A 26,629-nucleotide genomic window follows, 5' to 3' on the forward strand; every position below is an offset into this window, starting at 1 on the left:
ATAAATTGGTGTTTCTGATCTATGCATATCATGGAAGGCTTTCTTCCCGGGCCCTGGTGGCAAATCTGGACAATCATTGCCGCCGTCTGCGTCGTTGCAGGCATTGCCGCCTTCACAAAGCTCGTACGGCAGCGTCCGGAAACCCTTCCTCTTCTCGGACTCGCCGGTGCATTTGTGTTTATCCTCTCATCACTTAAAATACCATCCCTGGGCTCATCATCCCACCCGACCGGAACCGGATTTGGATCCGTCCTGTTCGGTCCTGCCATCACGTCTGTCTTCTGCACGGTCGTTCTCGTGTTTCAGGCACTGTTTCTTGCGCACGGAGGTCTCACAACACTTGGCGCAAACATTGTTGCGATGGGAATCATAGGACCCCTCGCCGCCTGCATGATATTCCGGTTTGGGCACTTGATCACTCCTGAGTTTTCGGTGCGGAGCTTCACGATAACCATGTTTTCTGCCGCCGCAGCTGCCGACCTCGCAACGTACGCGATGACCTCGCTACAGCTTGCCCTTGCCTACCCTGCCGCTGACGGCGGCATCCTCGCAACATTTCTCCTCTACATTGGAATTTTCGGCATCACCCAGATTCCGCTCGCCGTAGTCGAAGGAATCGCTATCGTTCTTCTGATGCGGCTGGTCATCACCGTAAAGCCGGAGATTTTTGTGAGCCTTGGCATCCTTTCCCGCACGGAAACCAAAACACTCGGCGGCGTCTGTGACGCGGATGCCGCACTGCCCAACTCCCGCAAATGGCTGTGGGTCGGCATTCTTGTTGTTTTGATAACAGCGATTCTCGCATTCTCGTTTGCAGTGTATGGAACCCAGCCCGGAACTGATGATATTGTTGCCGGCACGCTTGAAGGGGCGGGCGTTGTTCCCTGGTTTGAAGCAGGCAGTCTGTTCTCTGAAGAGATGCACGGCTGGCTGTTTGCTTTGCAGGCAGCTATTGGAACTGTGATTGTGATCGCATGTCTCTACTGGCTGCGCTACCGGACCAGCTGTGCCAAAGGACGGTGTGGGGAACAGAAACACACCATCTTTGACGAGCACATCCTTGACGATGCCGCAATGGCAAGTCCTCTGCGGCATGTTCCTGCATGGCTGAAACTGGTGCTGTGCGTTGCGTCAATTATCATCGCCGTGACGTCACCGCTGCCGTATGTTCCGCTGTTTATTGCCGGAGTGATGATTGCCGCGTCATTCATTCTTGCAAAAGTGAGCCTGCACCTGTATGCATCTCTTCTGATGATTCCGGTAGCATTTGCCGGTACCGGAGCTCTGGTGATTCTTTTCATCACCGGCGGCGGCGAAACATTGGCGGACCTTTTCACGATTGGTCCCCTGCATCTTTCGATCACCACCAACTCTGTTGCGCTCTCATTTCTTGTGCTGTCGCGGACGCTTGCCGGCATGTGCTGTCTTTTCTTCCTGGCGCTCACGACACCGATGACCTCGCTGTTTGAAGTCCTGAAGAGTCTGCGGTTCCCGCAGGAGTTTGTGGATCTGGCGATGCTGATTTATCGATACATCTTTGTGTTTATCGGGGAGGCCATCAGCATTCACAATGCGCAGGTGATGCGGGGCGGGTATGGTTCGTTCAGAAACTGGATCAGTTCGTTTTCGATGCTTGCATCCATGCTGTTTATCCGCAGCTGGGATCGCGGCGAGGCGATATTTTTGTCGATGGACTCCCGCTGTTATGACGGGTGTATGGTGCTGCCTGAAGAGGAGAGCCGTGCGACGCCCGTGTCCGTGTTCGCGGTCACGATGTTTTTAGTTGCGGCGTTTCTGCTGTTGATTTTTGAATGGAGGTTTGTATGAGCGATTATGTTTTGGAGTTTGATGATGTGTGGTACTCGTACCCTGCTCGTCCCCCGTCTCTTTCGGGGATTTCGTTTGCGGTTGAACGCGGCAAAAAAGTGGCTGTTGTCGGTCCGAACGGGGCTGGCAAGACGACGCTTCTTCTGATGTGCAACGGGACGCTTGTTCCGGAAAAAGGGTCTGTGCGAGTCGATGGGGCTGAGATTGAGTATGACCGCTCGTCTCTCCGGCGTGTCAGAATCGCGGTTGGGCTGGTGTTTCAAAACTCGGACGCGCAGGTGTTTGCGCCGAGTGTGTATGCTGATGTGGCGTTCGGGCCGGCGAACCTGCGGCTGCCTGAAGATGAGATCCGATCGCGTGTTTCTGATGCGCTGTTTGCGGTTGGTCTCGCCGGTTATGAGCGGCGTGCGCCGCATCATCTGTCAGGCGGGGAAAAAAAACGTGTGGCGATCGCTGGAATTTTAGCGATGAAGCCGGAGATTTTGGTGGCTGATGAGCCGACTGCGTCGCTGGATCCTGCTACTGCGGCTGAGATCATGGATCTTTTGGATGAGCTGCATGAGGATGGGACAACGATTCTGTTGTCTACACATGATGTGGAGCTTGCGTACCGCTGGGCTGATGAGGTGATTTTGCTGGGCGGCGGAGAGCTGCTGCATCAGGGAACACCCGCTGCGGTGTTTACGGATCGCGAGTTGATGCGGTCTGCCCGGCTGACGCCGCCGGTTCTGCTGGATTTGTATATGGAGCTTTCCCGCAGGAGTCTGGTGGATGCTGATGTGCCGCCGAAGGGAATTCCTGAGATGACGCAGTTGATTGAGGGTGTTCCATCGAAGGAGAGAAAATTCGGCACGGTGTTTGTTGCAGATACTGATGTTCTCACGAAAGAAGGGCTTGACACGCTGTGTGCTGAGCATTCTTCCCGCCGCATGGGAGCGATGGGGACGCGGGCAAAGCGTTTCTGCCATGATGCGGGTCATTCACCGGATTATACGTACGGTGTTGTGGATAAGTGCCTGCTTGCGGCGATGACCGGCGAAGATACGCTGATTCTGACCTGCGGAGGAATGCTGGACCGCGTGGAACTGCGGGCACGGCTGTTTGCCGAGGAGAGCGGGATTTCTGTGCCGGTCGTGCGGGTGTGAATATTTCGAAACGTGAATAGCACAAATAAAAAATCGCCAATGGCGATTTTTAGAAAATTATCAAGTTACTTATTTTTAGATAGAGGTATTCAGGGACTCATAAAGATAAAAAAATCGCTATTGGTGATTTTTTTTATTCCGCGAAGCGGTGAGCAGGCCGCATGCGATTCGCGCTATTCTGTGAAGCAGTGAGCACGACGGAACGGCGTGCGATTCGTGTTTCAGATATATATCCTGCCCATCATACCAAAACTCAAATGTTTGTCGTTTGTCATCATGAAAAAAAACCGACCCCGACCTTCCGCAGCCATCAGCCGTGATCCTGACTGATGTGCTGCTTTCTGCACCCATGTTGTTTATATTTGGAACTCATCAGATAAATATCACTCATCGCGGGCGAAAATCAACAAAACGAAAAAAAGATCCTCCTCATCTGAAAAATCATCAACGACAAACGACAAAGATTGTTTTGCGAAAAAATTAGATATTTTGTCCCATCAGCCGCACAAGAACTGCCTTCTGTGCGTGCAGACGGTTTTCCGCCTGATCCCACACACCGCTCTGCATCGAATCAAGCACCTCATCGGTGATCTCCTCACCGCGGTGGGCCGGAAGGCAGTGGAGCACTATTGCATCGGGTGCTGCACGCTTCAGGAGCGGCATATCAAGACAGAAACCGTTGAAGTCCTTCAGCTTCAGATCCTTAATATCCTCCTCGCCCATCGAGATCCAAGTATCCGTATAAATTGCATGCGCATCAGCAACAGCCTTGGTTGGATCATCATAGGTAACAATTTTACCGCCGTTATCGCGTGCAAACTGCACCGCCTCGGGATCAGGCTCATAACCTTTCGGCGTTGCCACCGCAATCTCCATACCGGTCTGAACCGACGCCATAATCAGCGAGTTGCAGACATTGTTCCCATCACCAATCCATGCAATTTTCAAACCCTGAAGCTCGCCGAACTTCTCCTTCAGCGTCAACGAGTCAGCCATAATCTGGCAGGGATGCTCCTTGTCGGAAAGTGCATTGATAACAGGAATTGACGAGTACTTCGCAAATTCTGTGATCGTCTCATGCTTAAACGTCCGCATAATTACCCCGTGCACATACCGAGACATCACCCGTGCAGTATCTGCAATCGTTTCACCGCGTCCAAGCTGCGTGTCCCGCGAGTTCAGATACAGCGCATACCCGCCGAGATCATACATACCCACATCAAACGAGATCCGTGTTCTGGTCGACGCCTTCTCAAAGATCATCGCGAGCGTTTTTCCTGCAAGCAGCGGGTGGGGAACCCCTGCATACCGCTGGCGCTTCATCCGTGACGCAAGCGTCAGGATATCATCGTACTCCTCGCAGGATAAATCCGTAATCGACAGAAAATCCTTCTTCATCCGCGCAGCTCCTTCATGTGCGAAATCCTCTTGGCAAACAGTTCCTCAGTTCCAATATCAGTCCGGTGACGGACGTTGCCGGAGACGTTTCTGCATGCAGCCTCTGCTGCTGCTTCAGCGTCTGCAAGGCTGCTCCCCACACCAACAAATGCCATCGTTCGCGAGGTCTGGGTCTTTAATACACCGTTCTCCTCAACCACATTTGCGTAGTAGAGAATGGTGTTTTCATGTGCTCCGACGGTGATTTTGTCACCAGCATGCGGATTTTCCGGGTAATCCTGCGGCACAATATACTTACAGACCGTCGCTTTTTTTGCAAACGAGACGTCCTTTGCCGAGAGCGTTCCTGCAATAATGTGCTCTGCAATGGTTACGAAGTCTGACTCAAGCAGGGTCAGCACGTTCATCGCCTCAGGGTCGCCGAACCTTGCATTGTACTCGATCACCTTCGGGCCGGTTGCCGTGTTCATGAACTGGCCGTAGAGCACTCCTTTGTAGGGGCATCCTTCCTTGGCAAGCGCGTCAACGGTTGCCTGCATGATCGAAAACGCTGCGGCATAGTCTGCATCGGTTACGAACGGGAACTTGTGGTCCGCAAGTGTGTAGGAACCCATGCCGCCGGTGTTGGGGCCTTTGTCGCCGTCGAACGCGCGTTTGTGATCCTGCACGAGCGGCATCGGGACGAGAGTTTTTCCGTCCACGAACGCCATCAGCGTGAACTCTTCGCCAAGCAGCCGTTCTTCAAGGATGATCGTCTGATTTTTGAGGGTCATTGCATACTCAACCGCTCCTTCGCGGTCAACCTGTTCGCCCATGACTTTCACACCTTTGCCGCCGGTGAGACCGGTCGGTTTTACGGCGAGGTCGCCAGAGTAGGCTCTGATGTACTCGGCAGCCTCTTCAGGAGTCTGGCAGAGTTTGTATGCCGGACAGCCGTCGATTTTATGTTTTTGCATCAGACTGCGACAGAATCCTTTATCGGTTTCGATGCGTGCAGCATTTTTTGACGGGCCGACGCAGCCGATGCCGGCAGCTGTCAGCGCGTCAGAGACGCCTGAAGCGAGCGGTGCTTCGGGACCCATTACAGCATATAATATATTGTGCTGTTTTGCAAATGCTACGACTGCTTCGGCATCGGTTTCCGGGTGGATCAAAACCTCACGGCAGAGTTTTGCGATTCCGGGATTTTTCTTGGCCATTACGCAGTACAGTTCAGTATTGGTATTTTTTGACAGTGCAGCAGCAATAGCGTGTTCCCGTCCGCCGCCACCCACAACAAGTATTCTCATCTTTATATCCATCCTCTTGTTCTCAAAAATATTTTCTGGTAAATTTTCAGTGGTTCAGCAGTTCGTTTGCTTTTACGAGCGGGTGCAGGGCGACGCCGTCAGCTGCAAGCAGTGCGGCTGCCCCGCCGTCGCGGTCGACAACCGAGACTACGGAGTCGATTATGGCGCCGGCTTTGCGCAGTTCGTCAACTCCATATTTTGAGCTGCCGCCGGAGGTGGTTACATCCTCGATTAACAGGACGCGTTTTCCTGCGACGTCACCGATTACCATCTCGCTTTTGCCGTGATCTTTTGCCGCGGCACGAATAATTGCGCATGATTTTCCGCTTGCAAGAGAGACTGCGACTGCAAGCGGGACTCCGCCGACCGCAACGCCTGCGACTACTTCAAACTCGTAGCGTTCTGCGACCTCTTTTGCAATTTCGCCCAGCAGTGCCGGCTGCATGATTGCTGTTTTTACATCTACGTAGTATGTGCTTTTGGCCCCGGATGCCAGAGTAAAATCCCCGAATTCCACAGCTTTATATTGAATTAACAGTTCTAATACCGGATTTGCCATGATGTCAGTGTATCTCCTGATCAAATATTGTGAATTGTTGGTCGTGCTATAACTTCAGTGTTGTGCACGATTGTGAGTTTGATCATTTGGTCTGAAAAGTCATTAACTTTGTTTGTGGGATTTTGAGTCTGACGGTGTTTGGGGTAACCAAAGACAGAAAAATCCCGCTCCCTTAGATATCTCAAAAAAAGTAATTACCAGGGAACCTGTTTGATTCCAATCAGATACCCGATAATATTTGCCCCGCGGTGCAGCAGAGGCGTCCAGATAAGAATTGCAATAAATACCCAGATCGTGATGTACTCCATTACCCACGGCCATGCACAGATTACCAGAAGAATCAGCGACCCTGCGACCAGATCATACATGTCTGCGATCGGCCACTTTTCCCCGCGCCCCTTCCCTGACCTGCGCTTGAAGTAACTCTTCACCATGTCCCCCAGAAGCGCACCTGTTGCAAGGGCTGTAATCGTCACAATCGTCTGCTGCGGCAGCCAGTCCCAGTGAAATGTTGTTGCCAGAAAAATCTGCAAAAGGCCAAACAGCACACCAACAAAAATGCCCCCGATAAGCCCGCGCCATGTCTTTCCGTCGCCCAGATATCTGCGCCCGTCCTTTGCACATTTCCCAAAGTCAACCGGTGTGCCGCCGCCGAACGGCACTGCCCCGGCATTCGCCACATACGCAGGCACCATAATCCAGAAAGCAGAGACGAAAGTTGCCAAAATTGCAATAACCGTCTCTACAATCATCCGTTAACACTATCCATAGTTTATTTAATAGAAAGCAGAAAGATATAATAACTTACATTCTGGCGGACGAACCGTCAGACCCAAGGAGAAACGCGGGTCTATGAAAATCATCAAAGAAACAAAAAGCATATGTCCTGCTTGCGGCAGGCTGTTGCCTGCGACCGTCACGGAAGAAGACGGTGCAGTCTGGATCCACCGGACCTGTCCGGATCATGGGGAAACACGTTCTCTTTACTGGTCGGATGCGGCGATGTACTACCGGTTCGATCAGTATGATCGCTCCGGCCGCGGCGTCTACAACCCGAACTGCGACACTCCCGGAGAATGTACCCAGCGGTGCGGACTCTGCGCTCACCACAAATCAGGAACCCTCCTTGCAAATGTTGATGTCACCAACCGCTGCAACCTGAAATGCGAATTCTGCTTTGCAAACGCACGCGCCTGCGGATATATATATGAGCCGACGTTTGAGCAGATCGTCTCCATGTTCGAGGTTCTCAGAAGTGAGGAGCCGGTTCCCTGCCCGGCTGTTCAGCTTGCCGGCGGCGAGCCGACCATGCGCGAGGACCTGGCTGATATCATCAGGAAGGCCAAGGAACTCGGGTTCTCTCAGGTGCAGATGGCTTCAAACGGTGTCAAGCTTGCACAGAATCCTGAACTGGCAAAACAGCTCCGCGACGCAGGACTGTCCACGGTATACCTCCACTTCGACGGCGTTACCAGGGAAACCAATCCGCTTCTGGAGAAGACCAGTCTTCCGGCAATCGAAAACTGCCGCAAGGCAGATCTCGGTATTGTGCTTGTTCCGACCGTTATCAACGGCAAAAATGATCATGAGGTTGGTGAGATCATCAAGTTCGCCTCCAAAAATATCGATGTTATTCGCGGCATTAACTTCCAGCCGGTTGCATTTACCGGAGCTGCGAAAAACGATGATGTCGAGCGCGAGCGTGTTACCGTTCCTGATCTAACCAAACGCATTGAAACGCAGACGAACGGAGCAATCAAGCAGGCGGATTTCTATCCGGTTCCGTCGATGATGGCTGTCTGTGATCTGATTGAGTCCTATACCAACCAGCCGCAGATTCTGTTCTGCGCTCACCCGCACTGCGGTGCGGCAACCTACGGGTTTGTGAACGATGCAGGCGATCTTGTCCCGGTTAACCGGTTCATCGATGTGGATAGGTTCCTCACTGAGGTCAGCTCGATGGCTGAGAAGTTCAAGACCACGGGAAAAACCGGCAGATATCTTGCGATGGCCTCGGGTCTCAACAATATGCGGAAAATGGTGGAGAAGGACGAGGTTGACGGCGTCAAGATCGATATGAACAAGATGATTTATGATGCTCTGATCAAGCACGACTACGACTCAATCGGTGAGTTCCACAAAAATGCGCTCTTCATTGGAACGATGCATTTCATGGACTGCTTCAACTACGACACAGACCGTGTGGAGCGGTGCTGCATCCATTATGCAACACCTGAGGGCAAACTGATTCCGTTCTGTACTTACAACAGCGGTCCGGTCTACCGCGAGCAGGTCTGGAAGAAGCATTCCCAGCCGATGTCGGATAAGAAGGCGTAATCTGATATATCACAGCCATTTGGCTGTTCTTTTTTTTATTCGTTTGGGATTGATCAGCTCCGCCCACGGAAAAACGGAACACACTGAGTTTCACGGAAAAACATCACGGAGCAGACGTGAACAACACGGAAATTAAAAAACAATCAAAAATTATTTTATGAGAGTACGATAATATTTTTCGAGTGAGAGTTCCGTGTTGTTCACGTCTGCTCCGTGATGTTTTTTCTGTGTGTTTTCCGTGTGCTCCGATTTTCCGTGGGCGGAGCTGTCCAATCTTAAACCGTGTTCACCAATAAACGAATTTATGAGCAACACCCAGGCATTACGAACAAAACTGCCTCTCTGTCAAACTTTATCCCGTTCCTTGTGCAAAATAGTACTCACCTATGATCCTCTCCTCCGGACCCGGTTCAACCCGCCTCTGCCGAAAAGTTGCTGACGCCCTCTCTCTATCAGAAGAGTCCGTAACAGCAGTCGCATCACTTTTCGGCGGCGGCGCGACCGTTCCTTTCATCGCCAGATATCGAAAAGAGGCAACCGGCTCTCTTGACGAAGTTGCCATAGCTTCAGTGCGCGATGCATTAATTCGCATCAAACAGGTGGATGACCGCCGCGGCACCATCCTCACCTCACTGCGCGAACGAAAAATACTCACCGCTGATCTGCAGAACAAACTGCTCTCAGCTGATACCGTCGCAGAAATTGAGGATATCTATCTCCCATACCGACCCAAACGCCAGACCCGTGCGAGTGTTGCAAGAGATCGCGGGCTTGAACCGCTCGCAGCAGTCCTCAGAATGCAGGACCCGCGTCTCTCCCCGAGCATTGCCGCCGCAACATTTCTCTCTGATGCCGTACCGACCGCAGCAGACGCCCTCGCAGGCGCACGCGATATTCTTGCCGAAGAGATCTCTGAAAACGCAGACGTCCGCGGAAAAATACGCGGCATTTTTGCAGGCTCCGCACACCTTTCGTCCGACGTCATCAAAGGAAAAGCTGAGGACGCCTCAGTCTATGCCGGATACTTTGCCTGGGACGAACTCATCACCAGAGCGGCATCGCACCGGATCCTCGCCGTCATGCGCGGAGAACGCGAAGGTGTCCTCCGCCTTCACCTCGCCCCGCCTGAGGATGTTGTCCTCAAATCCCTGCACACCCAGGTGGTGACTGGTCGCGGCGAAGCCTCCGCCGAGGTCGCGGCGGCAGCAACCGACGCCTACCGAAGGTTAATCCTCCCCTCGCTCGAACGCGAGTTCTTCAACACCGTCAAAGAGCGTGCAGACACCGAAGCAATCGCTGTGTTTGCAGACAACCTCCGTCACCTTCTCCTCGCAGCACCCGCAGGAGAAAAACGGGTGCTCGCCATTGATCCCGGATACCGGACCGGCTGCAAACTCGTCTGCCTTGACGCAACAGGAAACGTTGTCGAGACCGGCGTCATCTATCCCCAGACGAATCCTTCAGCCGCCAGAGCCGCGCTGATACAACTCTGCAAAACCCATGCAATCGATATCATCGCTGTTGGCAATGGAACTGCAGGACGCGAAACTGAAAAGTTCGTCCGCGGCATCACATTCGGCAGGCCGCTGCCGGTGCTTCTCACAAGCGAGTGCGGCGCATCTGTTTACTCGGCGTCAGCTGAGGCACGACGCGAGTTCCCTGACCTTGACATCACCCTTCGCGGCGCTGTCTCCATCGGACGCCGCGTGCAGGACCCTCTCGCCGAACTTGTCAAGATCGATCCGAAATCTCTGGGCGTCGGTCAGTACCAGCATGATGTTGATCAGAACCGGCTCGCCGCAAAACTTGCCGACATCGTGGAGCAGATCGTGAATTCAGTCGGCGTAAACCTCAACACCGCAAGCGCCTCCCTCCTCTCCTACGTCTCAGGCATTGGTCCTTCGCTCGCGGAAAAAATTGTTGTCTACCGAACAACAAACGGTCCGTTCAAAAACCGGGGCGAGCTCCTGAACGTTCCGGGTGTAGGTCCGAAAACTTTTGAACAGGCGGCAGGATTTCTCAGAATCATCGGCGGCGACAACCCGCTTGATATGACTGGCATTCATCCTGAACGCTACTCTCTTGTCGAACGTATGGCAAAAGATCTTGGCGTGTCTGCGGGCAGACTTGCCGGTGCCTCTGAACTTCTCAAACGCATCGAGCCGGAAAAGTATGTGAGCGAAGACTGCGGGCTTGTCACCATTGAGGACATCATCGACGAGCTGGGAAACCCGGGTCGCGATATCCGCATCACCGGCGAGGAGAAGTTCTCCTTCGATCAGTCGATTCACGAACTCTCCGATCTTGCCGAAGGCATGGTGCTGCCCGGCGTTGTAACCAACGTGACCGCGTTCGGCGCATTTGTGGATGTGGGCGTTCATCAGGACGGACTTGTGCATGTCAGCGAGCTTGCCGACAGATTTGTTGCGCATCCGTCCGAAATTGTTTCGGTCGGCAAACAGGTTCGCGTGATGATTTTGTCTGTTGATGCTGCCCGCAGCCGGATCAGCATGAGCATCAAGCGGGTGATGTAATTTGGGATTTTGGAACCGCTCAGGAACGGCGGCCGCAACCAAAAATGTTGACTGGGAAGCATTGAGCCTCCTCTCACGCAAAGGCGAGCTGCTTGCTGCACTGAAGACCGCAGGGGCTTCGTTCACGCCCGACGATCTGGAGGAGATGCTTGCCAGATATGCGAAGAAACTTGCCTATGTTCCGAAAGATTATGCAGACGCTCTGCTTGACTCTGCCCGTATCCAGATTGTGGACGGCTACCATCGGATGATGACTGCCGAACTCGCAGACGTTCATGCAAACATGCGTCTGTTTGGGTCATGGAAGGAGTTTGCTAATGACGCTGCGGTCCGGACCACAGGAAAGCGGCTTGCCGTGCTTAAGCATCTCATCGCCGCCTACACGATGTACATCGCAGACTCGCCTGCTCATCCGGTGGGAACACCGTTTCCGGGCGGCTACGCGGTTGAGTTGCATGAAGGCGTCTATTACTGCCCGGTCCGTGCGGTTCAGGGAGAGGTTGACGCGACGCTTTGCAGATTCTGTCCTGCGGTGCAGAGTCGCGAACGCGATCTTGTGCTGACCAGGGAACAACGGGAGTTTGTCGAACGCGGGGAAAAGTTGGAGAACTATTTTTTCAACTATCATGGATAATTTCGGCAGTTGTGCGGGGATCATTTTGCGTTGGGTCCAGACAATATCTATTTTAACTCACGGACACCACTTAGTAATGCAATGAATAGTGGCATCTGCCCGAAATGTGGTTTACCAAAAGAACTCTGTATTTGTGAAGAAGTCGCAAAGGAACAGCAAAGAATTACCGTAAAAGTAAGCAAGAGACGCTACGGAAAAGAGGTTACCGTTGTTGACGGCCTTGATCCGTATGAGATCGATCTTGAGGATCTTTCCAAGTTTCTTAAAGGCCGGCTTGCCTGCGGTGGAACGGTCAAGGAAAACTCCATTGAACTTCAGGGTAACCACCGAGACCGGGTCAAGGAACTTTTAACGACCCGCGGATACAGCATCGATAATATCAGCTGATCCGAATCAATAAAAATATTTTTCAGGCCGATTCGGCCTTGCGTTTTTCCGTCTGGATACGTGTGATGAGCTCTGCGTCTTGTTCGGTGCAGTGCGAGAGGGCGGTGTTGAATGCTTCAACTGCGTCGGATTTTTCGCCGAGCATGAGAAGTTCGTAGCCTTTGTTGTACCAGATGTCAGGAGCGTTTGGGAGTGCGATGAGGACCCGGCGGAAACAGTCGTAGGCTTCGAGGTGTTTTCCAAGACAGCTGAGTGAAAGCCCTTTGTTGTTCATGGCTCCGGTCATGGTCCGGTCATATTTGAGGGCGCGGTCGTAGAAGTAGACGGCTTTTTCATAGTCGCCGAGTTCGCGGTATGCGTTGCCGCAGTTGAAGTAGCTTACTGCGTGTCCGGGAGCTATTTCGATGACTGCCGAGTAGCAGGCGATGGAGTCTTCGAGTTTTCCTGCTTCATACAGCATTGTCGCCCGGTTGAACCAGTGTTCGGGCGCCCGCGGTTCAAGTTCGCAGACGCAGACCATAACGGCGTCTGCTTCTTTGTAATTTTTTGCGGCAGCAAGCATTCGTGCATGGCTGGTGAGGTAGACGACGTTGTTTGGTTCGTGCTTCAGAGCCTCGGTGAAACATATGTCGGCTGCTTCATTTTCTCCAAAGGATGCAAGCGTGTCGCCTTTGTTGTGATAGTAGACGGCGGTTGTGGGCCGCAGTTCTATTGCTTTGTCGTAGCAGAGGACTGCTTCGTCGCGTTTTCCGCGGGAGGCGAGGATTCGTCCTTTGTCGTTCCATGCAGGAGCATTGTTTGGGTCTGCGGTAATTGCTTTGTCAAGACACCATAAGGCGTCGTTGTATCGGTCGTACCGAAGGTAAGAGATTGCGTCGCTGTAGTATCTGGCAGAGTCGGCAGCTTGTGTATCTTTGGTGCTTTCGGTTTTTTTGATCCGGTCAAAGAGTCCCATGAATATGATTTACCATTATGAGGCGCTGAGGGATAGCCTTTTTCACCTTAACTTTGAATCGCTCACATTACCGCTTCGTAGCTCCGCCCACGGAAAATCGGAAAACACTGAGCTTCACGGAAAAACATCACGGAGCAGACGTGAACATCACAGAAATAAAAACAAATTGAATTCCGTGTTGTTCACGTCTGCTCCGTGATGTTTTTTCCGTGAAATTTCCGTGTGTTCCGTGTGTTCCGTGGGCAACACAAAAAAATCGTAATGCACCACTCACCGAATTAACTGTATTCGAAAAAAATAAAAAAAAATTAGTTCTGTGGCCGGCAGCCGTTGCAGAAGTACTCGACTGTTGGTTCCGGGTCGAAGAGATCGCCGGAGATGATCTTCCTTCCTTCCGAGGTAAATGTTTTGCCGCAGATTTTGCATCGCTTTTCCTGCATTTTTTCTTCAGGGGTCATGCGTGCGGTGAAGGTGAACGCTGTTGTTTTTCCGCTTTTAGTCGGGATGTCTTCGCGTTCACAGATTCTTGATGCAATTCTGTATGCTGCGAGGGGTGCTGCTCCCATGTTCATCAGCCATTCAAGAAGCGAGCGCTGGAGATTTTGTGTCAGCATCCATACGAGCTCTTCGTCGCTGTCTCCGCTGATCTCTTCGTCGAGGTCTTCAAGGTCGAGCCGGTATCCGCAGAGCGGACATTTGTTTCCGATCAGCTCCTCTTTTGCCATCTCTTCAAAGCATCCCGGGCAAAAAACCTGCCGCAGCTTCGTTTCTTCTGACAACGAAAGTGTGCTATCCTCTTTTCCGTTTGAGGGGTCTCCACTGCTGCTGTCAAGCGTCATTATTTGAAATCTCCATTGTTGTATCTGTACTCGTTTGGAGTACTATTGAGTAGTAGTGTGGCATGACAACTAATACGTCTTCTTGTTTGGGCATGATTTTCCCTGTGATTGGCCGGGTCTGCATCGTTTGGATGTCAAAATTATGTATATCAATATGTGGTTTATTTGTTATGGTGTTTTTGAAGCAAGAGATGTTTCGAATGGAACATTTCTCTCAAAATATCCAACAGTTTAACCACACATCCCGTCCAAACATACTCTAATCATGTCGCAACTCCGCTGCCCGAAATGCGGCGCTCCGGTACGTGCCGAACACGGCAAACAGTATGTCACCTGTGACTCCTGCCAGACCGTCATCTACATCGACCGAAGCAGTGTCATTTTCAACTACATCATGCCCTTCATTCTGGACGAAGAAAAAGCCCGTGCAGTGTTTCGCCGCTGGTGCGCAGGCCCTTCGCTCGCCAAAGATCTTGAACAGACTGCGGAGATTACTTCAGTTGAAAAGATCTACTTCCCGGTCTTTCTCTTCCGCAGAACAATCAAGGGCCAGGAAAAATCCATCATCAAACCGGCAAAGGGAACAACACTTCCGGGTCTTCAGAGCCAGATCATTCCTCCGGGCGATGTGAAGGTGTTTGACTCCTCCATCTCTACCAAAGGAGCAGAAATAATCACTCCAGAGATCAGCGTCGAGACCTATCTTGCAGACCTCCCGGGAACTGCAAAAGAACAGGCGCTTCTCTACCTCCCCTTCTACGTGTTTCACTACCGGTATCAGGGCGTGGACTACATCTCGGTAATGGGAGGAACCTCAGGCCGCGTCTACACCGCAGGATTTCCCGGGAGATCTGCCGCGCCCTACGCTCTTGTCGTCGGCGGAGGATTTCTTCTCGCCTTCATCGGCGGCATTCTCGGTTTCACCATAACACCGATATTCTATGTGCTTGCTTTTGCCGGAGCTGCGCTTGCTATGTTCACCGGTCGGGCAGTTGTCAAAACACCTGACGGAGGAGCAAAACAATGAGCGATGCAAACCTCCTTGTCGGCCTCTCCTGTCCTGCCTGCGGTGGAACTATTGAAATCGCCGAAGGAAACCGGCTCGCATTCTGTCCGTACTGCAGCTCGGCACTTGCGGTAATCGCAGATGATGCCGGCATTACGCGGTTCATGTACAAAATGGAAGTCACCGAAACCGCTGCCGAAACTTTCGCGCGAAAATGGTTTGGCACATTCCCCAAAGCCCGCGACCTTGCGGCGTCTGCCGTCATCACCGAAATATTTCCCATGTACCTGCCGTTCTGGCGATTGATTGGAACCGGCAAAGCAATTGCCTGCGGTTACTCCGAGCACACCGACAAAGACGGCCACACGCATACCACGCATCACGAAGAAAGCTCGGACGGTGAGTATGTCTGGTCGGTCATCGCCTGTCAGACCGGTGACCTCGGCATTGCAGTTCCGCCCAACCCGCACGGAAAACTTCTGCCGTACGCTGACGGTGATATACCAGTCTTTGAAACAACCTCATCGCGTGATGAAGCCTACGATCAGGCAGACACCGACATCAGGATGGAAGCATACCGCCGCGCATCAGCAGGCATTGAAACCATGACATTCTCCAAAACATTCTGCGTGCCCCGCGAGTTCTCGCTTCTCTACTATCCTTACTGGATTATTCGGTATCAGTACCGGGAACGCGACTATTTTGTGGTGCTTGACGGTGTTGCGGGAACTCCGGTCTCCGGTCGGGCGCCCGGCGACCAGACGTATCAGGCACTCGCCGCGGGTCTTGGTTCAGGCTTTGGTGGAATCTGTGCCGGAGCAGGAGTTGCGTACGCCCTATACTCTGGCTCTGACTACGCCCTCGCCGGTTTAGGCGGCATAGTGATGGGTCTCATTCTCGTTCTTGCCGGCTACTGGATGTTCAGATTTGGATCAGAAGTCACCGAAGGAAAACTCACCGGCGGCATCTCACTTTCGACCAAAAGATTTGGACAGAAAACTGTCCGGGAGATTACACGATAACATGGCACTGCTGGTAAAAAATCTGTACTGCCGCGCCTGCGGTTCTCCGCTGAAAGCAAAAGAGGCTGACCTCATCCTCTTCTGTCCGGCATGCAGAAAAACGATGGAATTTTTAGACAGTGATGTGGGCGAAGTTGTTCCCCACATTCTTGCGCCGAAGTCTGAGAACAAGGATCTTGTCTACCTTCCGTTCTGGAGAATTGACACTGATATCACGGTCACCCGCTGTGATACGGTCGGCGGGTTTCTGCGGATCACGAAAAAACCCATGCGGGGCTTATGCAGTTTCTATGTCTGCGCAGCAGATCTGATGCCGCGAAGGACTGCCGGATGGAACCTTGAGTTCAGCAGATCAATGCCCAAAGCTGAAGAGATTCAGGACTTCCGCCGTGTCCCTCATCTGCCTGCGGTGAAAAACTCCAAGATCGCGGAGAAGGATGCTGAGTTTCTTTTCCTGAAGCATGAGGTTGATCTTTCCGGAACTCTGCAGGATATTGAGTACAATTTTGCGGTTCGCGGTCATGAGCTGTATTATGTTCCTTTCATCAGACGCGGGGACAACCTGAGTCCCGCAGTCTGATACCTTCCCTTTTTCAGGTTCTACAACAAAACAGTAGTTGATGAGCCTCTCCGCCTACGTTACGATTATTCGTCCGGCAAACGCGGTAATTTCCGGTATTACGGCGATCATTGCTTACTTGATCGCATCAGGAACCAATATTTTTTCCGCTCTTGCCCTTTTTGTGATTGTGACCGTAATCTGTGGTGCGGGCAATGTGCTCAATGATTACTTTGATCGGGATATCGATGCGATTAACCGGCCCGACCGCCCGATTCCATCAGGCGCACTTTCTCCCCGCAATGCTGCGGTGTGGGCGGGAGTTTTGTTTGCCGTTGGTATTCTCGTAAGCTTTGCAACCAACTTCTGGTGTCTTGCAATAGCTGTGGTAAACACAATTCTTTTGATTGCGTACGCGGCGAAGCTGAAGAAAATGCCGCTGCTGGGAAATCTTTCGGTTGCATATCTTTCAGGAAGCATCTTCCTCTTCGGCGGAGTTCTTGTTGGCCCTGAGTCGTTTATTGTTACGCTGCCGCTGTTTGCGATCACCTTCTTTGGAACGCTTGCCCGCGAGATTCTCAAGGCAGCCGAAGATATCGAGGGGGACGCGGCGGGCGGGGCCCGCACACTTCCGATGATTCTTGGAGTGCAGAAGAGCGGTTACGTTTCAGTCATCCTGATTGCGTGTGCGATCTGTGCAAGCGTTGTTCCGTATTCACGCTGGGGTGCCCTGTATCTTGCGGCAATTGCGGTGATTGATCTGTTCATTTTGTATGCTGCGGCAAAATCTGTCCGCTGCAAAACTCCAGCGGAACTGATTGCCGCACGGTCCACGAGTCTGATCAAGTACGGAATGTTTGCGGCACTCTTTCTGTTTCTTGTGATGGAGTTGTGGTACGGTATCATTTCTCCATTGTTCTGAAGAAACCGAGCAATGGACAACATATTAATACCGTGAAAAAGAAGGTTATTATACGTAACAGAGGTATCGATGAAAGTTTTTGTAAAGGACAGGACTTATCTGGCAGAACGAGGTTCCTATTTTAAGGAGTCTGTTAAAATTGACGGGGATTTTATCGTGCCTCCAAAAACCCAGTTCTGGAGAGATCTTGTGGTCACCGGTAATCTTTCGCTTGGTGTGGGGTCACGGGTCGGGGGAAATATTACCTGTAACGGGGCTGTTATCTCCCGCGGCTGTCTGGTGGAAGGGGAGCTGGTGTCAGATACCGAACAGGTAACGATCTGCGATGGTGCCCGCGTGCGTGTGGTGAAGTCAAACGGCAATGTGCTGCTCCGCCCAGGCATTGTGTCTGATGAGGTGCATGGGGAAAATATTCTGGTGATGGGCAAGGTTCACTGCGGGAAACTGATGGGTAGAAACACCCGCGTGATCAATCACTAATTTTTCAGAGTGTTTTGTGGAAGATCAGCAGGTCTTCAAAACTTCCATCGTTTTTGCGGTACCCGTTCGGAATTGTTCCGATCACATTGAATCCGAGTTTGAGGTAGAGGGTGACTGCTCCGTAGTTTGATTTCAGGACTGCGTTGTACTGAAGTCCATGATAGCCGCACTCTTTTGCTTTTGTAAGTGAGTCTGCAACAAGAGTTTTTCCAACGCCGCACCCGCGGAACTTTTTGGCAACGCCGTAGGACGCGTTTGCGGTGTGCGAGCAGCGTCCGACATTGTTGTCATGCAGGATGTAAAATCCTGCGAGCTCATTGTCTGCGAATGCACAGAAGGTTGCGGTCTGGGATCTGAAGAATGTGTCTGCTTCGTTTTGTGTGAGTACAGTTTCCTGAGGAAATGCGTTTGCGTCAAGTACTATATCGTTCCAGATGGCGGTGACTTTGTTTTCGTCATCTGATGTGTAGGGTTTGCAGATGATCTCCATTGTTTTTTTTATTGGTCAGGATTCGTATATATGTGTCAGGAAATTGTTCCGGGCTTTTCCTTTCCCATAACCCTTTATGCCTGCCATGCCATCTATATAAGTATCATTTATGGCTGAAGAAGGACGTACTACACAGGAATGGGCGAGGATTATCCTTCGCCGGCTTGTTTTTCTGGGTGGTCCGCTCGCTCTCTACGGTGCATTTATTGTGTTTCTGTGGTTTGTGTATCCGCCGGAAGGCGGCCTTCTTGGTCAGCCGAGCGAAAAGTTTCTGATAATTGCCGGGCTTCTCATCGCCTATCTTGTGCCGCCGTTCGGCAAGGAAACAATCATTCCTATATCCATGGGTCTTGGGTTTCCTGCATGGATCATCAGCTCAGGCATTATCTTAATGGACATCTGCAGTTGTCTTATAATTGCGCTCAACTTTGATCTGCTGCAAAAGATTCCGTTTGTCGGCGGACTTATTCACCGATTCACGGAAGGGGCGAACAAGGTCCGCAAGAAAAGTCCCTGGATCGAACAGCTGTCGCATGTGGGTCTGCTGATCTTCATGTACATCCCGCTGCAGGGTTCAGGCGCAACGAACTCCACCATTCTCGGCCAGCTTTTTGGCATGCGAAGGATAACGGTGTTCTGGATTGTGACGCTCGGCAGTATTTTGTCGACGCTGACGATCGCGTTTGGTTCGGCTGCGGTTCTGGATCTCTGGCAGATTAACCCATGGTATGCGGTGCTTGCAATTGTTTTGATCGCAGCTGCTGTTATTGTACTCGCGGTTTTGTGGCACCGGTATACGAAGCGGTTTTCCCCGAAAAATCCTGCATGCGGCTGTGATGCAGATGAAGAAGATTTTCTTTCCTAAGCGCATATACTACGTCAGTATTCTATGACCGAAGACGCCATTACTCCATATTATCAGCCGACCCTGCGTATTCGGCTGCTGATGTCGGGCGGAGTTCTGGCAGTGTTTGGTGCTGTGCTGCTGCTGCTTTATCTGACGTCGCCTGCCGGCGAGTTCTACAAGTTGGCAGGATGTCTTGCTGCCTACATCATGCCCGGGTTTGGCAAGGAAAGTATCGTGCCAATTGCCATGGCGCTTGGTATCTCCTGGTGGCAGATTACGGTCGGTGTTATTGCGAGCGATATGGTGCTTGGAGTAATTATCGCGTACAATTTTGATCTGCTGCTCCGCATTCCGCTTCTGGGCAGGCTTCTTCGATACTTTACGAAGAAGACGAATGAGATTTTACAGAAGCATCGCTGGATTGAAGGGCTGTCGCTGATCGGTCTGTTTCTGTTTATGTACATTCCATTCATGGGTTCGAGTGCGATCAACACAACTATTGTTGGAAGACTGTTGTCTGTGCCACCGCGGATTTTGTTAACAATTGTGTTCGTGGGAAGTGTTCTTGCAACGCTGACGATGGCTGTTGGCATGCAGTTCATCATCAATTTGTGGATGATGAATCCCTTGTTTGCGGTTATTGCGGTGATTGTGGTGATTGGTTTTGCGGTCGGGTGCTGGAAACTCTGGCAGCGGTACACGCAGAAACGGTTCGGGTCGTGATGAGGAACTGCGATGAAACGCGAATAGCGCAAATCGCATGCCTTTGGCCTGCTCACCGCTTCGCGGAATAGCGCGAATAAAAAATCGCCAATGGCGATTTTTAAAATATTACCAAAATTATTTTTTAGACAAATTTCTCTGTTCGAAAAATGCAAATGATTTTTCTTTTGAAAAATTTCCATTGGCGATTTTTAAAAAATTACCAAAATTATTTTTTAGACAAATTTCTCTGTTCGAAAAATGCAAATGATTTTTCTTTTGAAAAATTTCCATTGGCGATTTTTAAAAAATTACCAAAATTATTTTTCGCACAAATTTCTCTGTTCGAAAAATGCAGATGATTTTTTTCTTTTGAAAAATTTCCATTGACGATTTTTAAAAAATTACCAAAATTATTTTTTAGACAAATTTCTCTGTTCGAAAAAATGCAGATGATTTTTTTCTTTTGAAAAATCGCCATTGGCGATTTTTTTATTCCGCGAAGCGGTGAGCAGGCCAAAGGCATGCGATTCGCGCTATTAGCGTTCTTCGCGTTTCAAAAAATAATCACTTACAAAACTCAGTAAACCGCTTCAGCTCTGCATGGGCGGACTTCGTGCTGCCCACATACTCAACGAACTGTTTTATCTTCCGAATCGTCACCGCGTTCAGCTCATGCTCCATGAAACATGCATCCTTCTCAGCAATCTCCCCGGGCACCGCAATCAGCCGGAGAAACTCCACCAGCACATCATGGCGGTACTTGATCTGCTCAGCAATCGCCCGGCCCGAATCTGTTAGCGTGACCCCTTCGTACTTGCGGTAGACCACCAGTTTCTTGTGATCAAGCTTTGCAAACATCTCCACAACCGAAGGAGGCGACAGATCCAGCTCGTCAGCGACGTCCCGTGTTTTAGCATAACCCTTCTCTGCTGAAACATTGAGGATTGCCTCAAGATAATCCTCCTCCTTCATAGTCAGGCGTTTACAATGTGGCGCTTGCGGGATCACATCCATGTGCTACTAAGTTTTCTCACGCAAGATTATGAGCATTTGCTTTGCGAATTTTCGGATGTTTTGAAAAAACCCGAAACATCTTCGGCTGCATCATCGCTCCCGAATAAAATTAGGCGGCGGAATATACCCACCTAACCGCAAACAAAGTAGTATGCAAATGACATCACCTCTCGTAACCCTAAACTGCATTCCCTGCGGCTCGTCTGCGACGGTCGCATCCCTTGAACATGGTGCAGAAATAACCAAACGCCTTCTTGAACTCGGCATCACCCGCGGAACCGACATCACCGTACTTGGCAACGCCCCACTTGGTGACCCCATGATTGTCCGTGTCCGCGGATGTCAGTTTGCAATCCGCAAAAACGAAGCAAAAAATATTCTCATGGAGATTGCATGAGCGAAAAGCGAATCATCGTCGCCCTTGCAGGAAACCCGAACTGCGGCAAAACCACTCTTTTCAATAACCTTACCGGCATGCGCCACCATGTGGGGAACTGGCCGGGAAAAACCGTCACCATCGAACGAAAAGAAGGAAAGGCAACCTATGAAGGAACAACCCTTGAGATCGTTGACCTCCCCGGGACCTACAGCCTGAGCAGCCGATCTCTCGAAGAAGAGATTACCGTTGAGTACCTCCTGCACGAAAAGCCGGACGTCGTGGTCAACATTGTGGACGCCGCACATCTCGAACGAAACCTCTACCTGACCCTTCAGCTGATCGAGCTCGGCGTCCCGCTGATTCTCGCGCTGAATCTGAACCGATATGCTGACGCTGAAGGCATCATCATCGACACCAAAAAACTCTCCGCATCCCTTGGCGTTCCGGTCGTGCGGATTGAAGCGATCGATGACACCGGAAAAGATCAGCTGATTCAGGAAATCCTGAAAAAACCTGCGGCAACTGCAAACTTCCCTCATTACTCAAACGAGATCGAGCAGCACCTTGCAGAGCTCTCCAATATTTTGCCTGAGGTTTCCCGCTGGGATCTGATTCAGTATCTGATCCATGGAGCTCCGGAAAATTTTTCGGATGAGATCCGAACAAAAATTGAAAAGACCAGAAAACATCTGGAGGAAATTTTCGGCACAACCCCGCAGGAAGTTTTTGCCGACCAGCGTTACGGATACATCGCAGGCATTCTTCACGAGTCGGTGAGTCTTCATGCAGACTCTGGAGGAAAAAATCAGTCGGAACGAATCGACCGGTTTGTGACGAACAAGTGGCTCGGTTTTCCGATCTTTCTTGTGGTGATGTATGCGGTGTTCCAGATTGTGTTTATGCTCGGTGCGCCGTTCATGGATATGATCGACACCATCTTTGGCACACTTTCTGAATTTGCCGGTGACGCTCTTGCCTCGAGCGGTGCTCCTGACTGGGTAAGTTCGTTTGTCTGTGATGGTGTGATCAGCGGTGTCGGATCAGTTGTGATCTTTTTGCCAAACATTGTTCTGCTGTTCATCCTTCTGGCAATTCTTGAGGACTCAGGATATCTCGCACGGGTTGCTGTGATCATGGATCGGATTATGCACCGGCTTGGTCTTCACGGAAAATCCTTTATTCCTATGATGCTTGGGTTCGGCTGCGGCGTTCCGGCAATTATGGCGACGCGTACGATGGAGACCGAGCGTGAGCGGCTGCTGACGATTCTTCTGACACCGTTTATGTCCTGCTCGGCAAGGCTTCCCGTCTATCTTCTGCTGGTCGGCATCTTCTTTGTGCCGCAAGTGCAGGGTCTGGTAATGTTTTCGCTGTATCTGCTGGGCATTCTCGTTGCGCTGATTGTGGGGCTCCTGCTTCGCAAGACGCTCTTCAAGGGTGAGTCTTCGGCGTTTGTTCTGGAGATGCCGCCGTATCGGATCCCAACAATCAAAGGTGTCCTCATTCATTCGTTCGAGCATGCGGGTCTGTTTCTGAAGAAGGCCGGAGTGATTATTTTCCCGGCGGTACTTCTGATGTGGCTGCTTGCCTCGCTGCCGTTCGGTGTTGAGTACGGATCTTCTGAAAGTATCATCGGCATGATAGGTTCTGCGATTGCTCCCATCTTTGCACCGCTCGGCTTTGGTATTCCTGAGGCGGCAATTGCAGTGATCATGGGACTGATTGCAAAAGAAGTTGTGGTAGCAACGTTTGGCACGCTGTTCGGTGTGGGCGATGAGGCTCTGGGTGATGTGCTGATGAATGTGTTCACGCCGCTTTCCGCCTACTCGTTCATGGTGTTTATTCTTCTGTATATGCCCTGCCTTGCGGCGATGCTGACGATTAAGCAGGAGACAAACTCGTGGAAAATTACGGTCGGCGCAGCTGTGATGATGTGCGTAGTTGCCTGGATTGTTTCCTTCATCATCTATCAGGGAGGTGTTCTTCTTGGATTCGGGTGATCCTCTCTGGACGGTGCTGTTTGTACTGCTGGCGGTTGTGATTCTGCTGGTGTTCGGCCTGATGCTGAAGCGGAACCTCACTCAGGGGTCATGCTGCTGCGGTTGTTCGAAGAAGGAGAAGGGGGGATGCTGCCAGTGTGCGGCGGCTTCCCGCGAAACTTCTTTGAAAAAAGAATAATTTTTTAGGGGATTATTTGCCAGTGTCCGGTTTTGTTTGAGCCGACTCTGATGATTGAACCATTTTTTTGTAACATCTGAATCAGGCGGGCGACAGTACTCCTACTGAGGGTTGTTTCACGGGCAATATCCGCATAGGTTGCTTTCGGATTTTTCTTGAGATAGTCTAAAACCAGTTTTTCCAGCGTGGACTCGTTGTGTAATGACTCATTTATAGTCTCATTTATAGTCTCATTTATAGTCTCATTTATAGTCTCATTTATAGTCTCATTTATAGTCTCATTTATAGTCTCATTTATAGTCTCATTTATAGTCTCATCCTGAGGTTCATCATACCGGAAGGTTACACGGAGATAATTTGGAGAGAACACGAATATGGATCTGTCGTACTTTGCAAGTATTCTCCTGAGTCCTGAACCAAGCTGTTCTACAAGATTCAGGTCCCGGAATATTCTCATCAGTTCCTGATTTCTGGGAGCAGAAATTCCTGCGAAAAATTCTTCCTCGGTAAGATTCTGCGGGAGCCCTCCTGCTGATGTGATCATTATTCTGTCTGAAAAAATTTCTACGGTTGGTGCTGTACCTCGCGAGTAGTCGTTGTGTACGATTGCATTGATCACGGCTTCCCGCAGTGCACGCGAGTCAACAAGGCGTTTTTCGATACGTTCTTTCCCTGTTATCTTCGTGCGGGTGATGTTTATCAGTTCAAGTTTGTCAAGCATCTGGGTTGTGGCTTTTACCAGCGAACAGTATCCCAGCTCTTCATTTTCGATGAGATCGATTTTGTCAGAGCCAAAATATCGTGCGACTTTCAGGGATACGCCGTTTGTGTCTGCGAGCAGATAGGCTGCATAATTATATTCTCCATCGCGGTTGATGAGACCAAGATTTCTGAGAAACGTGTCGTTGATGGTGTACCCTTTTTCCTCATAATATATTTTCAGCTGGGCAAAGCTCAGCGTCTGGATTGGTGAGACCATGAGTCCAAGGGTGTTGTGGGTTCGTTTTGCATAATATTCATCGATTTTTTGCTGCGACATCTGCTGAATGCCGGCACCCACGCGAAGGTAACAACCGCGGGGAGACATGCCGTATCGTGTCAGGTAATAGGGTTTCTCCGGTCCGCTGGAGATGGTTATTTTCAAATAGGCTTTTTCGTCGTGATGGTATGTTTCAATATCAAATAATCCGAGAGTTGAAGGGGAGATGTTGTCCTTGATTCTGTTTATTATTGTAAGCTGTGTTGCATCAGGATCAGAAATTCCGCAGACTGTTCCGTCGTCAGCTATGCCGATATACAGGTATCCGCCTTCTTTGTAGTTTAAAAATGCGACAACTTCTTTTTCGAGTTTTTCGGTGAGCATAGCCTTGAACTCTGTTCTGTTGTCCTCTGCAATGGGTAATGTATTCACAATTCTTGTAGAGTATGTTGTTTTTTTCGATGATAAGTATTGTTCATGGTGTGGGATTCTGAAAATATTTTTTGTTCGCCAGTTGAGTGCAGATTCCTGTGTTAAGGATAAATTATTCTGCGATGCTCTCGTTTTTACTCGTGAGGCTCTGATAGATTCTGAGGTATTCAGAGGGAATGATATAGTGGGTGAAATTTTTTTCCCGATAGGTCTCCAGCACATTGTAGCGTGCGAACTGTGAGAGGTGCCACTGGAGGGTTGAGTGCGGTATGCCGGTTATTTCTATGAGATCGGTCTGGGAGATTCCCGGAGCTTCTGCAATCGTGGTGAATATTTTATGCGGTTTTTCCCGTACGATGAGACGCTGCATGAACTCGCGGATTTCATCCTCACTGCATGTCCCCGCATACAGGCAGGTCATTCCTTTTCTTGCAACTTTTCGGATTTTTCCTGCGGTCTCGAGTTTGTTGATGTGGTGGTTCATGGTCCCCCGCGGGATCTCGATGATTTTTGCAAGTTCGGCTGCGGTAATCCCCGGGTTTTCGACTATTTCATTGTAGAGTTTTGTTGTCCGGGAGTTGGGTTTGAAGGAGAACGGGTCCCGTGCCATAAGGCCGGTGAGGGCACCGGTGGTGAGAAAGAGGAAAATGATCCACACAAATTCTGTGAAAATCACGGGAGGGAGACCAAAAATATGGCTGTATGTTATGAAAACGTACTCCTGCAACGTTCCCATAAGATCGAACGGAGGATTTTCCACAAGTACGATGGGAATTCCGTCATCGATGTACTCAAAGTCCACGGGCAGAGGAGAGATCGTCAGTCCTGAGAGAGGATAGTACATTTCCTCCATTTCTGCGGAGACACCGGTACAAAAAACCGAACATACAAGGAAAATAGTCAGCAGCGGTAATGCTTTGTTTTGTAATTTTGGATAAAAGATCATACTGCCTTCAATCATTTTTTTTTCAGCCATGGGTCAATGGGTTATGACTCGTTTGTGTTGCCTGTGTTTTTTGTTTGTTTTTCCTCGGAAATTTTGTCGACATTTTCATGATTTTCTGTTTCGTTTTCCTGTTTTTTTCCTTCGACAAACTGAGTGTACAGCAGGACGTAGTCAGGAATTGCGGTGTAGTGAATGGTATTTTTGTTGCGAACACTCTTAATTGCTTGGTATTTTGCCAGCTGGGAGAGATGCCACTGCAGTGTTGTCTGAGGAATGCCGGTTTTTTCGACCAAGATCTTTTGGGAAATTTCTGGATGGTCGATAATGGTCTGAAATATTTTGTTCGGCCTTTCTTCGGTGAGAACTTTGTGCATGAACTCTTCGTGTCCTTCTATCTGGACGTGGGCCGGATAATAACTTCCCGCTCCATTGTCTGTGATCTTTTTGACTTTGCCTGCAAGACTCAGACGATGAACGGTGTAGTTAATTGATCCTCTTGGTATTCCGGTGAGTCTCTGCAGTTGCGCCATGGTCATTCCCGGATTTTCCTTGATTGCGTTGTAGACGATCATCGGGCGGGATTCAGGATCATCAGGGAGATTCTTGCGGGTGATGAGGAAACCGAGAGCACCGGCTCCGAGGAGAAGAGTACATGTTCCAAGAATTTGTAAAATGAGCATTGAAGGCAGACCCCATGCTCCAGTGTAGAGTATGGTTAGAATGTTTCGCAATTTTACTGTAGGATTTACGAACCAAACATCTTCAA

28 protein-coding genes are annotated in these 26,629 nt (G+C 50.4%); 16 read left to right on the forward strand and 12 right to left on the reverse strand.

Annotation, left to right across the window (positions count from 1 at the left end):
* The first annotated feature begins 21 nt into the window (after positions 1-21).
* Together McpAg1_RS01795 and McpAg1_RS01800 are read left to right on the forward strand one after the other, a co-directional pair.
* Entirely contained in the window at positions 22-1,827 is a 1,806-nt protein-coding gene (locus McpAg1_RS01795) for an energy-coupling factor ABC transporter permease (protein ID WP_338093576.1), read from the forward strand.
* Positions 1,824-2,972 carry an energy-coupling factor ABC transporter ATP-binding protein gene (locus tag McpAg1_RS01800; RefSeq protein WP_338093577.1) on the forward strand — a complete coding sequence of 383 codons (1,149 nt, stop codon included), beginning with the start codon at positions 1,824-1,826 and terminating at the stop codon, positions 2,970-2,972. Before McpAg1_RS01795 ends, McpAg1_RS01800 begins: the two co-directional genes overlap by 4 nt.
* 480 nt (positions 2,973-3,452) lie before the next feature.
* On the opposite strand, the gene argF is transcribed toward McpAg1_RS01800, so the two are convergent.
* The 4 genes from argF to McpAg1_RS01820 all read right to left on the reverse strand — a co-directional run bounded on the left by argF (position 3,453) and on the right by McpAg1_RS01820 (position 6,970).
* Entirely contained in the window at positions 3,453-4,370 is a 918-nt protein-coding gene (gene argF, locus McpAg1_RS01805) for an ornithine carbamoyltransferase (protein ID WP_338093578.1), read from the reverse strand.
* Positions 4,367-5,659: a phosphoribosylamine--glycine ligase gene (gene purD / locus McpAg1_RS01810; RefSeq protein WP_338093772.1), complete on the reverse strand. Its 1,293-nt coding sequence runs from the start codon at positions 5,657-5,659 to the stop codon at positions 4,367-4,369. Before purD ends, argF begins: the two co-directional genes overlap by 4 nt.
* A 46-nt stretch (positions 5,660-5,705) precedes the next feature.
* Positions 5,706-6,218, reverse strand: coding sequence for an orotate phosphoribosyltransferase (gene pyrE / locus McpAg1_RS01815; protein WP_338093579.1), 513 nt, complete (start codon positions 6,216-6,218; stop codon positions 5,706-5,708).
* A 194-nt stretch (positions 6,219-6,412) separates the two neighbouring features.
* Entirely contained in the window at positions 6,413-6,970 is a 558-nt protein-coding gene (locus tag McpAg1_RS01820) for a CDP-2,3-bis-(O-geranylgeranyl)-sn-glycerol synthase (RefSeq protein WP_338093580.1), read from the reverse strand.
* A gap of 100 nt (positions 6,971-7,070) precedes the next feature.
* Between McpAg1_RS01820 and tes the strand changes: the two genes are divergently transcribed.
* The 4 genes from tes (at position 7,071) to yciH (ending at position 12,110) form a co-directional block, all read left to right on the forward strand.
* Positions 7,071-8,555, forward strand: a complete 1,485-nt coding sequence (gene tes / locus McpAg1_RS01825; protein ID WP_338093581.1) for a tetraether lipid synthase Tes — start codon at positions 7,071-7,073, stop codon at positions 8,553-8,555.
* A 386-nt stretch (positions 8,556-8,941) separates the two neighbouring features.
* The gene (locus tag McpAg1_RS01830; protein WP_338093582.1) at positions 8,942-11,089 is read left to right on the forward strand and encodes a Tex family protein; all 2,148 of its coding nucleotides are present in this window, start codon (positions 8,942-8,944) and stop codon (positions 11,087-11,089) included.
* Between the two features lies 1 nt (position 11,090).
* Entirely contained in the window at positions 11,091-11,723 is a 633-nt protein-coding gene (locus tag McpAg1_RS01835) for a DUF2115 domain-containing protein (protein WP_338093583.1), read from the forward strand.
* A gap of 81 nt (positions 11,724-11,804) precedes the next feature.
* Complete coding sequence (yciH, locus tag McpAg1_RS01840; RefSeq protein WP_338093584.1) at positions 11,805-12,110, forward strand: stress response translation initiation inhibitor YciH; 306 nt, start codon at positions 11,805-11,807, stop codon at positions 12,108-12,110.
* 22 nt (positions 12,111-12,132) lie between these two features.
* Here the strand turns inward: yciH and McpAg1_RS01845 are convergent, their stop codons facing one another.
* Positions 12,133-13,065, reverse strand: a complete 933-nt coding sequence (locus tag McpAg1_RS01845; RefSeq protein ID WP_338093585.1) for a tetratricopeptide repeat protein — start codon at positions 13,063-13,065, stop codon at positions 12,133-12,135.
* A 308-nt stretch (positions 13,066-13,373) separates the two neighbouring features.
* Positions 13,374-13,904: a hypothetical protein gene (locus McpAg1_RS01850; protein WP_338093586.1), complete on the reverse strand. Its 531-nt coding sequence runs from the start codon at positions 13,902-13,904 to the stop codon at positions 13,374-13,376.
* Positions 13,905-14,169: 265 nt separating this feature from the next.
* On the opposite strand from McpAg1_RS01850, the gene McpAg1_RS01855 reads away from it, so the two are divergent.
* The 5 genes from McpAg1_RS01855 (at position 14,170) to McpAg1_RS01875 (ending at position 17,893) form a co-directional block, all read left to right on the forward strand.
* Complete coding sequence (locus tag McpAg1_RS01855; RefSeq protein WP_338093587.1) at positions 14,170-14,931, forward strand: TFIIB-type zinc ribbon-containing protein; 762 nt, start codon at positions 14,170-14,172, stop codon at positions 14,929-14,931.
* Entirely contained in the window at positions 14,928-15,932 is a 1,005-nt protein-coding gene (locus tag McpAg1_RS01860) for a TFIIB-type zinc ribbon-containing protein (RefSeq protein WP_338093588.1), read from the forward strand. Before McpAg1_RS01855 ends, McpAg1_RS01860 begins: the two co-directional genes overlap by 4 nt.
* A gap of 1 nt (position 15,933) precedes the next feature.
* Positions 15,934-16,512 carry a hypothetical protein gene (locus tag McpAg1_RS01865; protein ID WP_338093589.1) on the forward strand — a complete coding sequence of 193 codons (579 nt, stop codon included), beginning with the start codon at positions 15,934-15,936 and terminating at the stop codon, positions 16,510-16,512.
* A gap of 40 nt (positions 16,513-16,552) precedes the next feature.
* On the forward strand, positions 16,553-17,413 hold the full coding sequence (locus tag McpAg1_RS01870; RefSeq protein WP_338093590.1) for a geranylgeranylglycerol-phosphate geranylgeranyltransferase: 861 nt from the start codon (positions 16,553-16,555) through the stop codon (positions 17,411-17,413).
* A 69-nt stretch (positions 17,414-17,482) separates the two neighbouring features.
* Positions 17,483-17,893: a bactofilin family protein gene (locus McpAg1_RS01875; RefSeq protein WP_338093591.1), complete on the forward strand. Its 411-nt coding sequence runs from the start codon at positions 17,483-17,485 to the stop codon at positions 17,891-17,893.
* Positions 17,894-17,897: 4 nt separating this feature from the next.
* Here the strand turns inward: McpAg1_RS01875 and McpAg1_RS01880 are convergent, their stop codons facing one another.
* Complete coding sequence (locus McpAg1_RS01880; RefSeq protein WP_338093592.1) at positions 17,898-18,383, reverse strand: GNAT family N-acetyltransferase; 486 nt, start codon at positions 18,381-18,383, stop codon at positions 17,898-17,900.
* 109 nt (positions 18,384-18,492) lie between these two features.
* Here McpAg1_RS01880 and McpAg1_RS01885 point away from each other — a divergent pair, with 109 nt between their 5' ends.
* Positions 18,493-19,248, forward strand: a complete 756-nt coding sequence (locus tag McpAg1_RS01885) for a small multi-drug export protein (RefSeq protein WP_338093593.1) — start codon at positions 18,493-18,495, stop codon at positions 19,246-19,248.
* A 24-nt stretch (positions 19,249-19,272) separates the two neighbouring features.
* Positions 19,273-19,953: a small multi-drug export protein gene (locus tag McpAg1_RS01890; protein WP_338093594.1), complete on the forward strand. Its 681-nt coding sequence runs from the start codon at positions 19,273-19,275 to the stop codon at positions 19,951-19,953.
* A 208-nt stretch (positions 19,954-20,161) separates the two neighbouring features.
* Here the strand turns inward: McpAg1_RS01890 and McpAg1_RS01895 are convergent, their stop codons facing one another.
* Entirely contained in the window at positions 20,162-20,458 is a 297-nt protein-coding gene (locus McpAg1_RS01895) for a hypothetical protein (protein ID WP_338093595.1), read from the reverse strand.
* Between the two features lie 41 nt (positions 20,459-20,499).
* Positions 20,500-20,907, reverse strand: coding sequence for a metal-dependent transcriptional regulator (locus McpAg1_RS01900; RefSeq protein WP_338093596.1), 408 nt, complete (start codon positions 20,905-20,907; stop codon positions 20,500-20,502).
* 199 nt (positions 20,908-21,106) lie between these two features.
* On the opposite strand from McpAg1_RS01900, the gene McpAg1_RS01905 reads away from it, so the two are divergent.
* The 3 genes from McpAg1_RS01905 to McpAg1_RS01915 are packed head-to-tail and all read left to right on the forward strand — an operon-like array spanning position 21,107 to position 23,506.
* Positions 21,107-21,346: a FeoA family protein gene (locus McpAg1_RS01905; RefSeq protein ID WP_338093597.1), complete on the forward strand. Its 240-nt coding sequence runs from the start codon at positions 21,107-21,109 to the stop codon at positions 21,344-21,346.
* The gene (feoB, locus tag McpAg1_RS01910; RefSeq protein WP_338093598.1) at positions 21,343-23,328 is read left to right on the forward strand and encodes a ferrous iron transport protein B; all 1,986 of its coding nucleotides are present in this window, start codon (positions 21,343-21,345) and stop codon (positions 23,326-23,328) included. Before McpAg1_RS01905 ends, feoB begins: the two co-directional genes overlap by 4 nt.
* Positions 23,315-23,506, forward strand: a complete 192-nt coding sequence (locus McpAg1_RS01915; RefSeq protein WP_338093599.1) for a hypothetical protein — start codon at positions 23,315-23,317, stop codon at positions 23,504-23,506. Before feoB ends, McpAg1_RS01915 begins: the two co-directional genes overlap by 14 nt.
* Before the next feature lie 4 nt (positions 23,507-23,510).
* On the opposite strand, the gene McpAg1_RS01920 is transcribed toward McpAg1_RS01915, so the two are convergent.
* From McpAg1_RS01920 to McpAg1_RS01930, 3 genes are all read right to left on the reverse strand, one after another.
* The gene (locus McpAg1_RS01920; protein WP_338093600.1) at positions 23,511-24,917 is read right to left on the reverse strand and encodes an RNA-binding domain-containing protein; all 1,407 of its coding nucleotides are present in this window, start codon (positions 24,915-24,917) and stop codon (positions 23,511-23,513) included.
* A gap of 112 nt (positions 24,918-25,029) precedes the next feature.
* Positions 25,030-25,761, reverse strand: coding sequence for a winged helix-turn-helix transcriptional regulator (locus McpAg1_RS01925; RefSeq protein WP_338093601.1), 732 nt, complete (start codon positions 25,759-25,761; stop codon positions 25,030-25,032).
* 143 nt (positions 25,762-25,904) lie between these two features.
* Positions 25,905-26,543, reverse strand: coding sequence for a winged helix-turn-helix transcriptional regulator (locus McpAg1_RS01930; RefSeq protein ID WP_338093602.1), 639 nt, complete (start codon positions 26,541-26,543; stop codon positions 25,905-25,907).
* Positions 26,544-26,629: the final 86 nt, after the last annotated feature.

Source organism: Methanorbis furvi, assembly GCF_032714615.1.
Classification (GTDB): domain Archaea; phylum Halobacteriota; class Methanomicrobia; order Methanomicrobiales; family Methanocorpusculaceae; genus Methanocorpusculum; species Methanocorpusculum furvi.

Excerpts from the sequence above, each read along its gene's own strand:
- pyrE (WP_338093579.1), bottom strand. The coding sequence starts at position 6,218 with ATGGCAAATCCGGTATTAGAACTGTTAATTCAATATAAAGCTGTGGAA.
- McpAg1_RS01820 (WP_338093580.1), bottom strand. The coding sequence starts at position 6,970 with ATGATTGTAGAGACGGTTATTGCAATTTTGGCAACTTTCGTCTCTGCT.
- purD (WP_338093772.1), bottom strand. The coding sequence starts at position 5,659 with ATGAGAATACTTGTTGTGGGTGGCGGCGGACGGGAACACGCTATTGCT.
- McpAg1_RS01930 (WP_338093602.1), bottom strand. The coding sequence starts at position 26,543 with ATGCTCATTTTACAAATTCTTGGAACATGTACTCTTCTCCTCGGAGCC.
- feoB (WP_338093598.1), top strand. The coding sequence starts at position 21,343 with ATGAGCGAAAAGCGAATCATCGTCGCCCTTGCAGGAAACCCGAACTGC.
- McpAg1_RS01860 (WP_338093588.1), top strand. The coding sequence starts at position 14,928 with ATGAGCGATGCAAACCTCCTTGTCGGCCTCTCCTGTCCTGCCTGCGGT.
- McpAg1_RS01875 (WP_338093591.1), top strand. The coding sequence starts at position 17,483 with ATGAAAGTTTTTGTAAAGGACAGGACTTATCTGGCAGAACGAGGTTCC.
- McpAg1_RS01850 (WP_338093586.1), bottom strand. The coding sequence starts at position 13,904 with ATGACGCTTGACAGCAGCAGTGGAGACCCCTCAAACGGAAAAGAGGAT.
- McpAg1_RS01830 (WP_338093582.1), top strand. The coding sequence starts at position 8,942 with ATGATCCTCTCCTCCGGACCCGGTTCAACCCGCCTCTGCCGAAAAGTT.
- McpAg1_RS01795 (WP_338093576.1), top strand. The coding sequence starts at position 22 with ATGCATATCATGGAAGGCTTTCTTCCCGGGCCCTGGTGGCAAATCTGG.
- McpAg1_RS01870 (WP_338093590.1), top strand. The coding sequence starts at position 16,553 with ATGAGCCTCTCCGCCTACGTTACGATTATTCGTCCGGCAAACGCGGTA.
- yciH (WP_338093584.1), top strand. The coding sequence starts at position 11,805 with ATGAATAGTGGCATCTGCCCGAAATGTGGTTTACCAAAAGAACTCTGT.
- McpAg1_RS01845 (WP_338093585.1), bottom strand. The coding sequence starts at position 13,065 with ATGGGACTCTTTGACCGGATCAAAAAAACCGAAAGCACCAAAGATACA.
- McpAg1_RS01880 (WP_338093592.1), bottom strand. The coding sequence starts at position 18,383 with ATGGAGATCATCTGCAAACCCTACACATCAGATGACGAAAACAAAGTC.
- McpAg1_RS01885 (WP_338093593.1), top strand. The coding sequence starts at position 18,493 with ATGGCTGAAGAAGGACGTACTACACAGGAATGGGCGAGGATTATCCTT.
- McpAg1_RS01855 (WP_338093587.1), top strand. The coding sequence starts at position 14,170 with ATGTCGCAACTCCGCTGCCCGAAATGCGGCGCTCCGGTACGTGCCGAA.
- McpAg1_RS01865 (WP_338093589.1), top strand. The coding sequence starts at position 15,934 with ATGGCACTGCTGGTAAAAAATCTGTACTGCCGCGCCTGCGGTTCTCCG.
- McpAg1_RS01895 (WP_338093595.1), bottom strand. The coding sequence starts at position 20,458 with ATGCCTTTGGCCTGCTCACCGCTTCGCGGAATAAAAAAATCGCCAATG.
- McpAg1_RS01890 (WP_338093594.1), top strand. The coding sequence starts at position 19,273 with ATGACCGAAGACGCCATTACTCCATATTATCAGCCGACCCTGCGTATT.
- McpAg1_RS01800 (WP_338093577.1), top strand. The coding sequence starts at position 1,824 with ATGAGCGATTATGTTTTGGAGTTTGATGATGTGTGGTACTCGTACCCT.
- McpAg1_RS01905 (WP_338093597.1), top strand. The coding sequence starts at position 21,107 with ATGACATCACCTCTCGTAACCCTAAACTGCATTCCCTGCGGCTCGTCT.
- argF (WP_338093578.1), bottom strand. The coding sequence starts at position 4,370 with ATGAAGAAGGATTTTCTGTCGATTACGGATTTATCCTGCGAGGAGTAC.
- tes (WP_338093581.1), top strand. The coding sequence starts at position 7,071 with ATGAAAATCATCAAAGAAACAAAAAGCATATGTCCTGCTTGCGGCAGG.
- McpAg1_RS01925 (WP_338093601.1), bottom strand. The coding sequence starts at position 25,761 with ATGTACTATCCTCTCTCAGGACTGACGATCTCTCCTCTGCCCGTGGAC.
- McpAg1_RS01900 (WP_338093596.1), bottom strand. The coding sequence starts at position 20,907 with ATGAAGGAGGAGGATTATCTTGAGGCAATCCTCAATGTTTCAGCAGAG.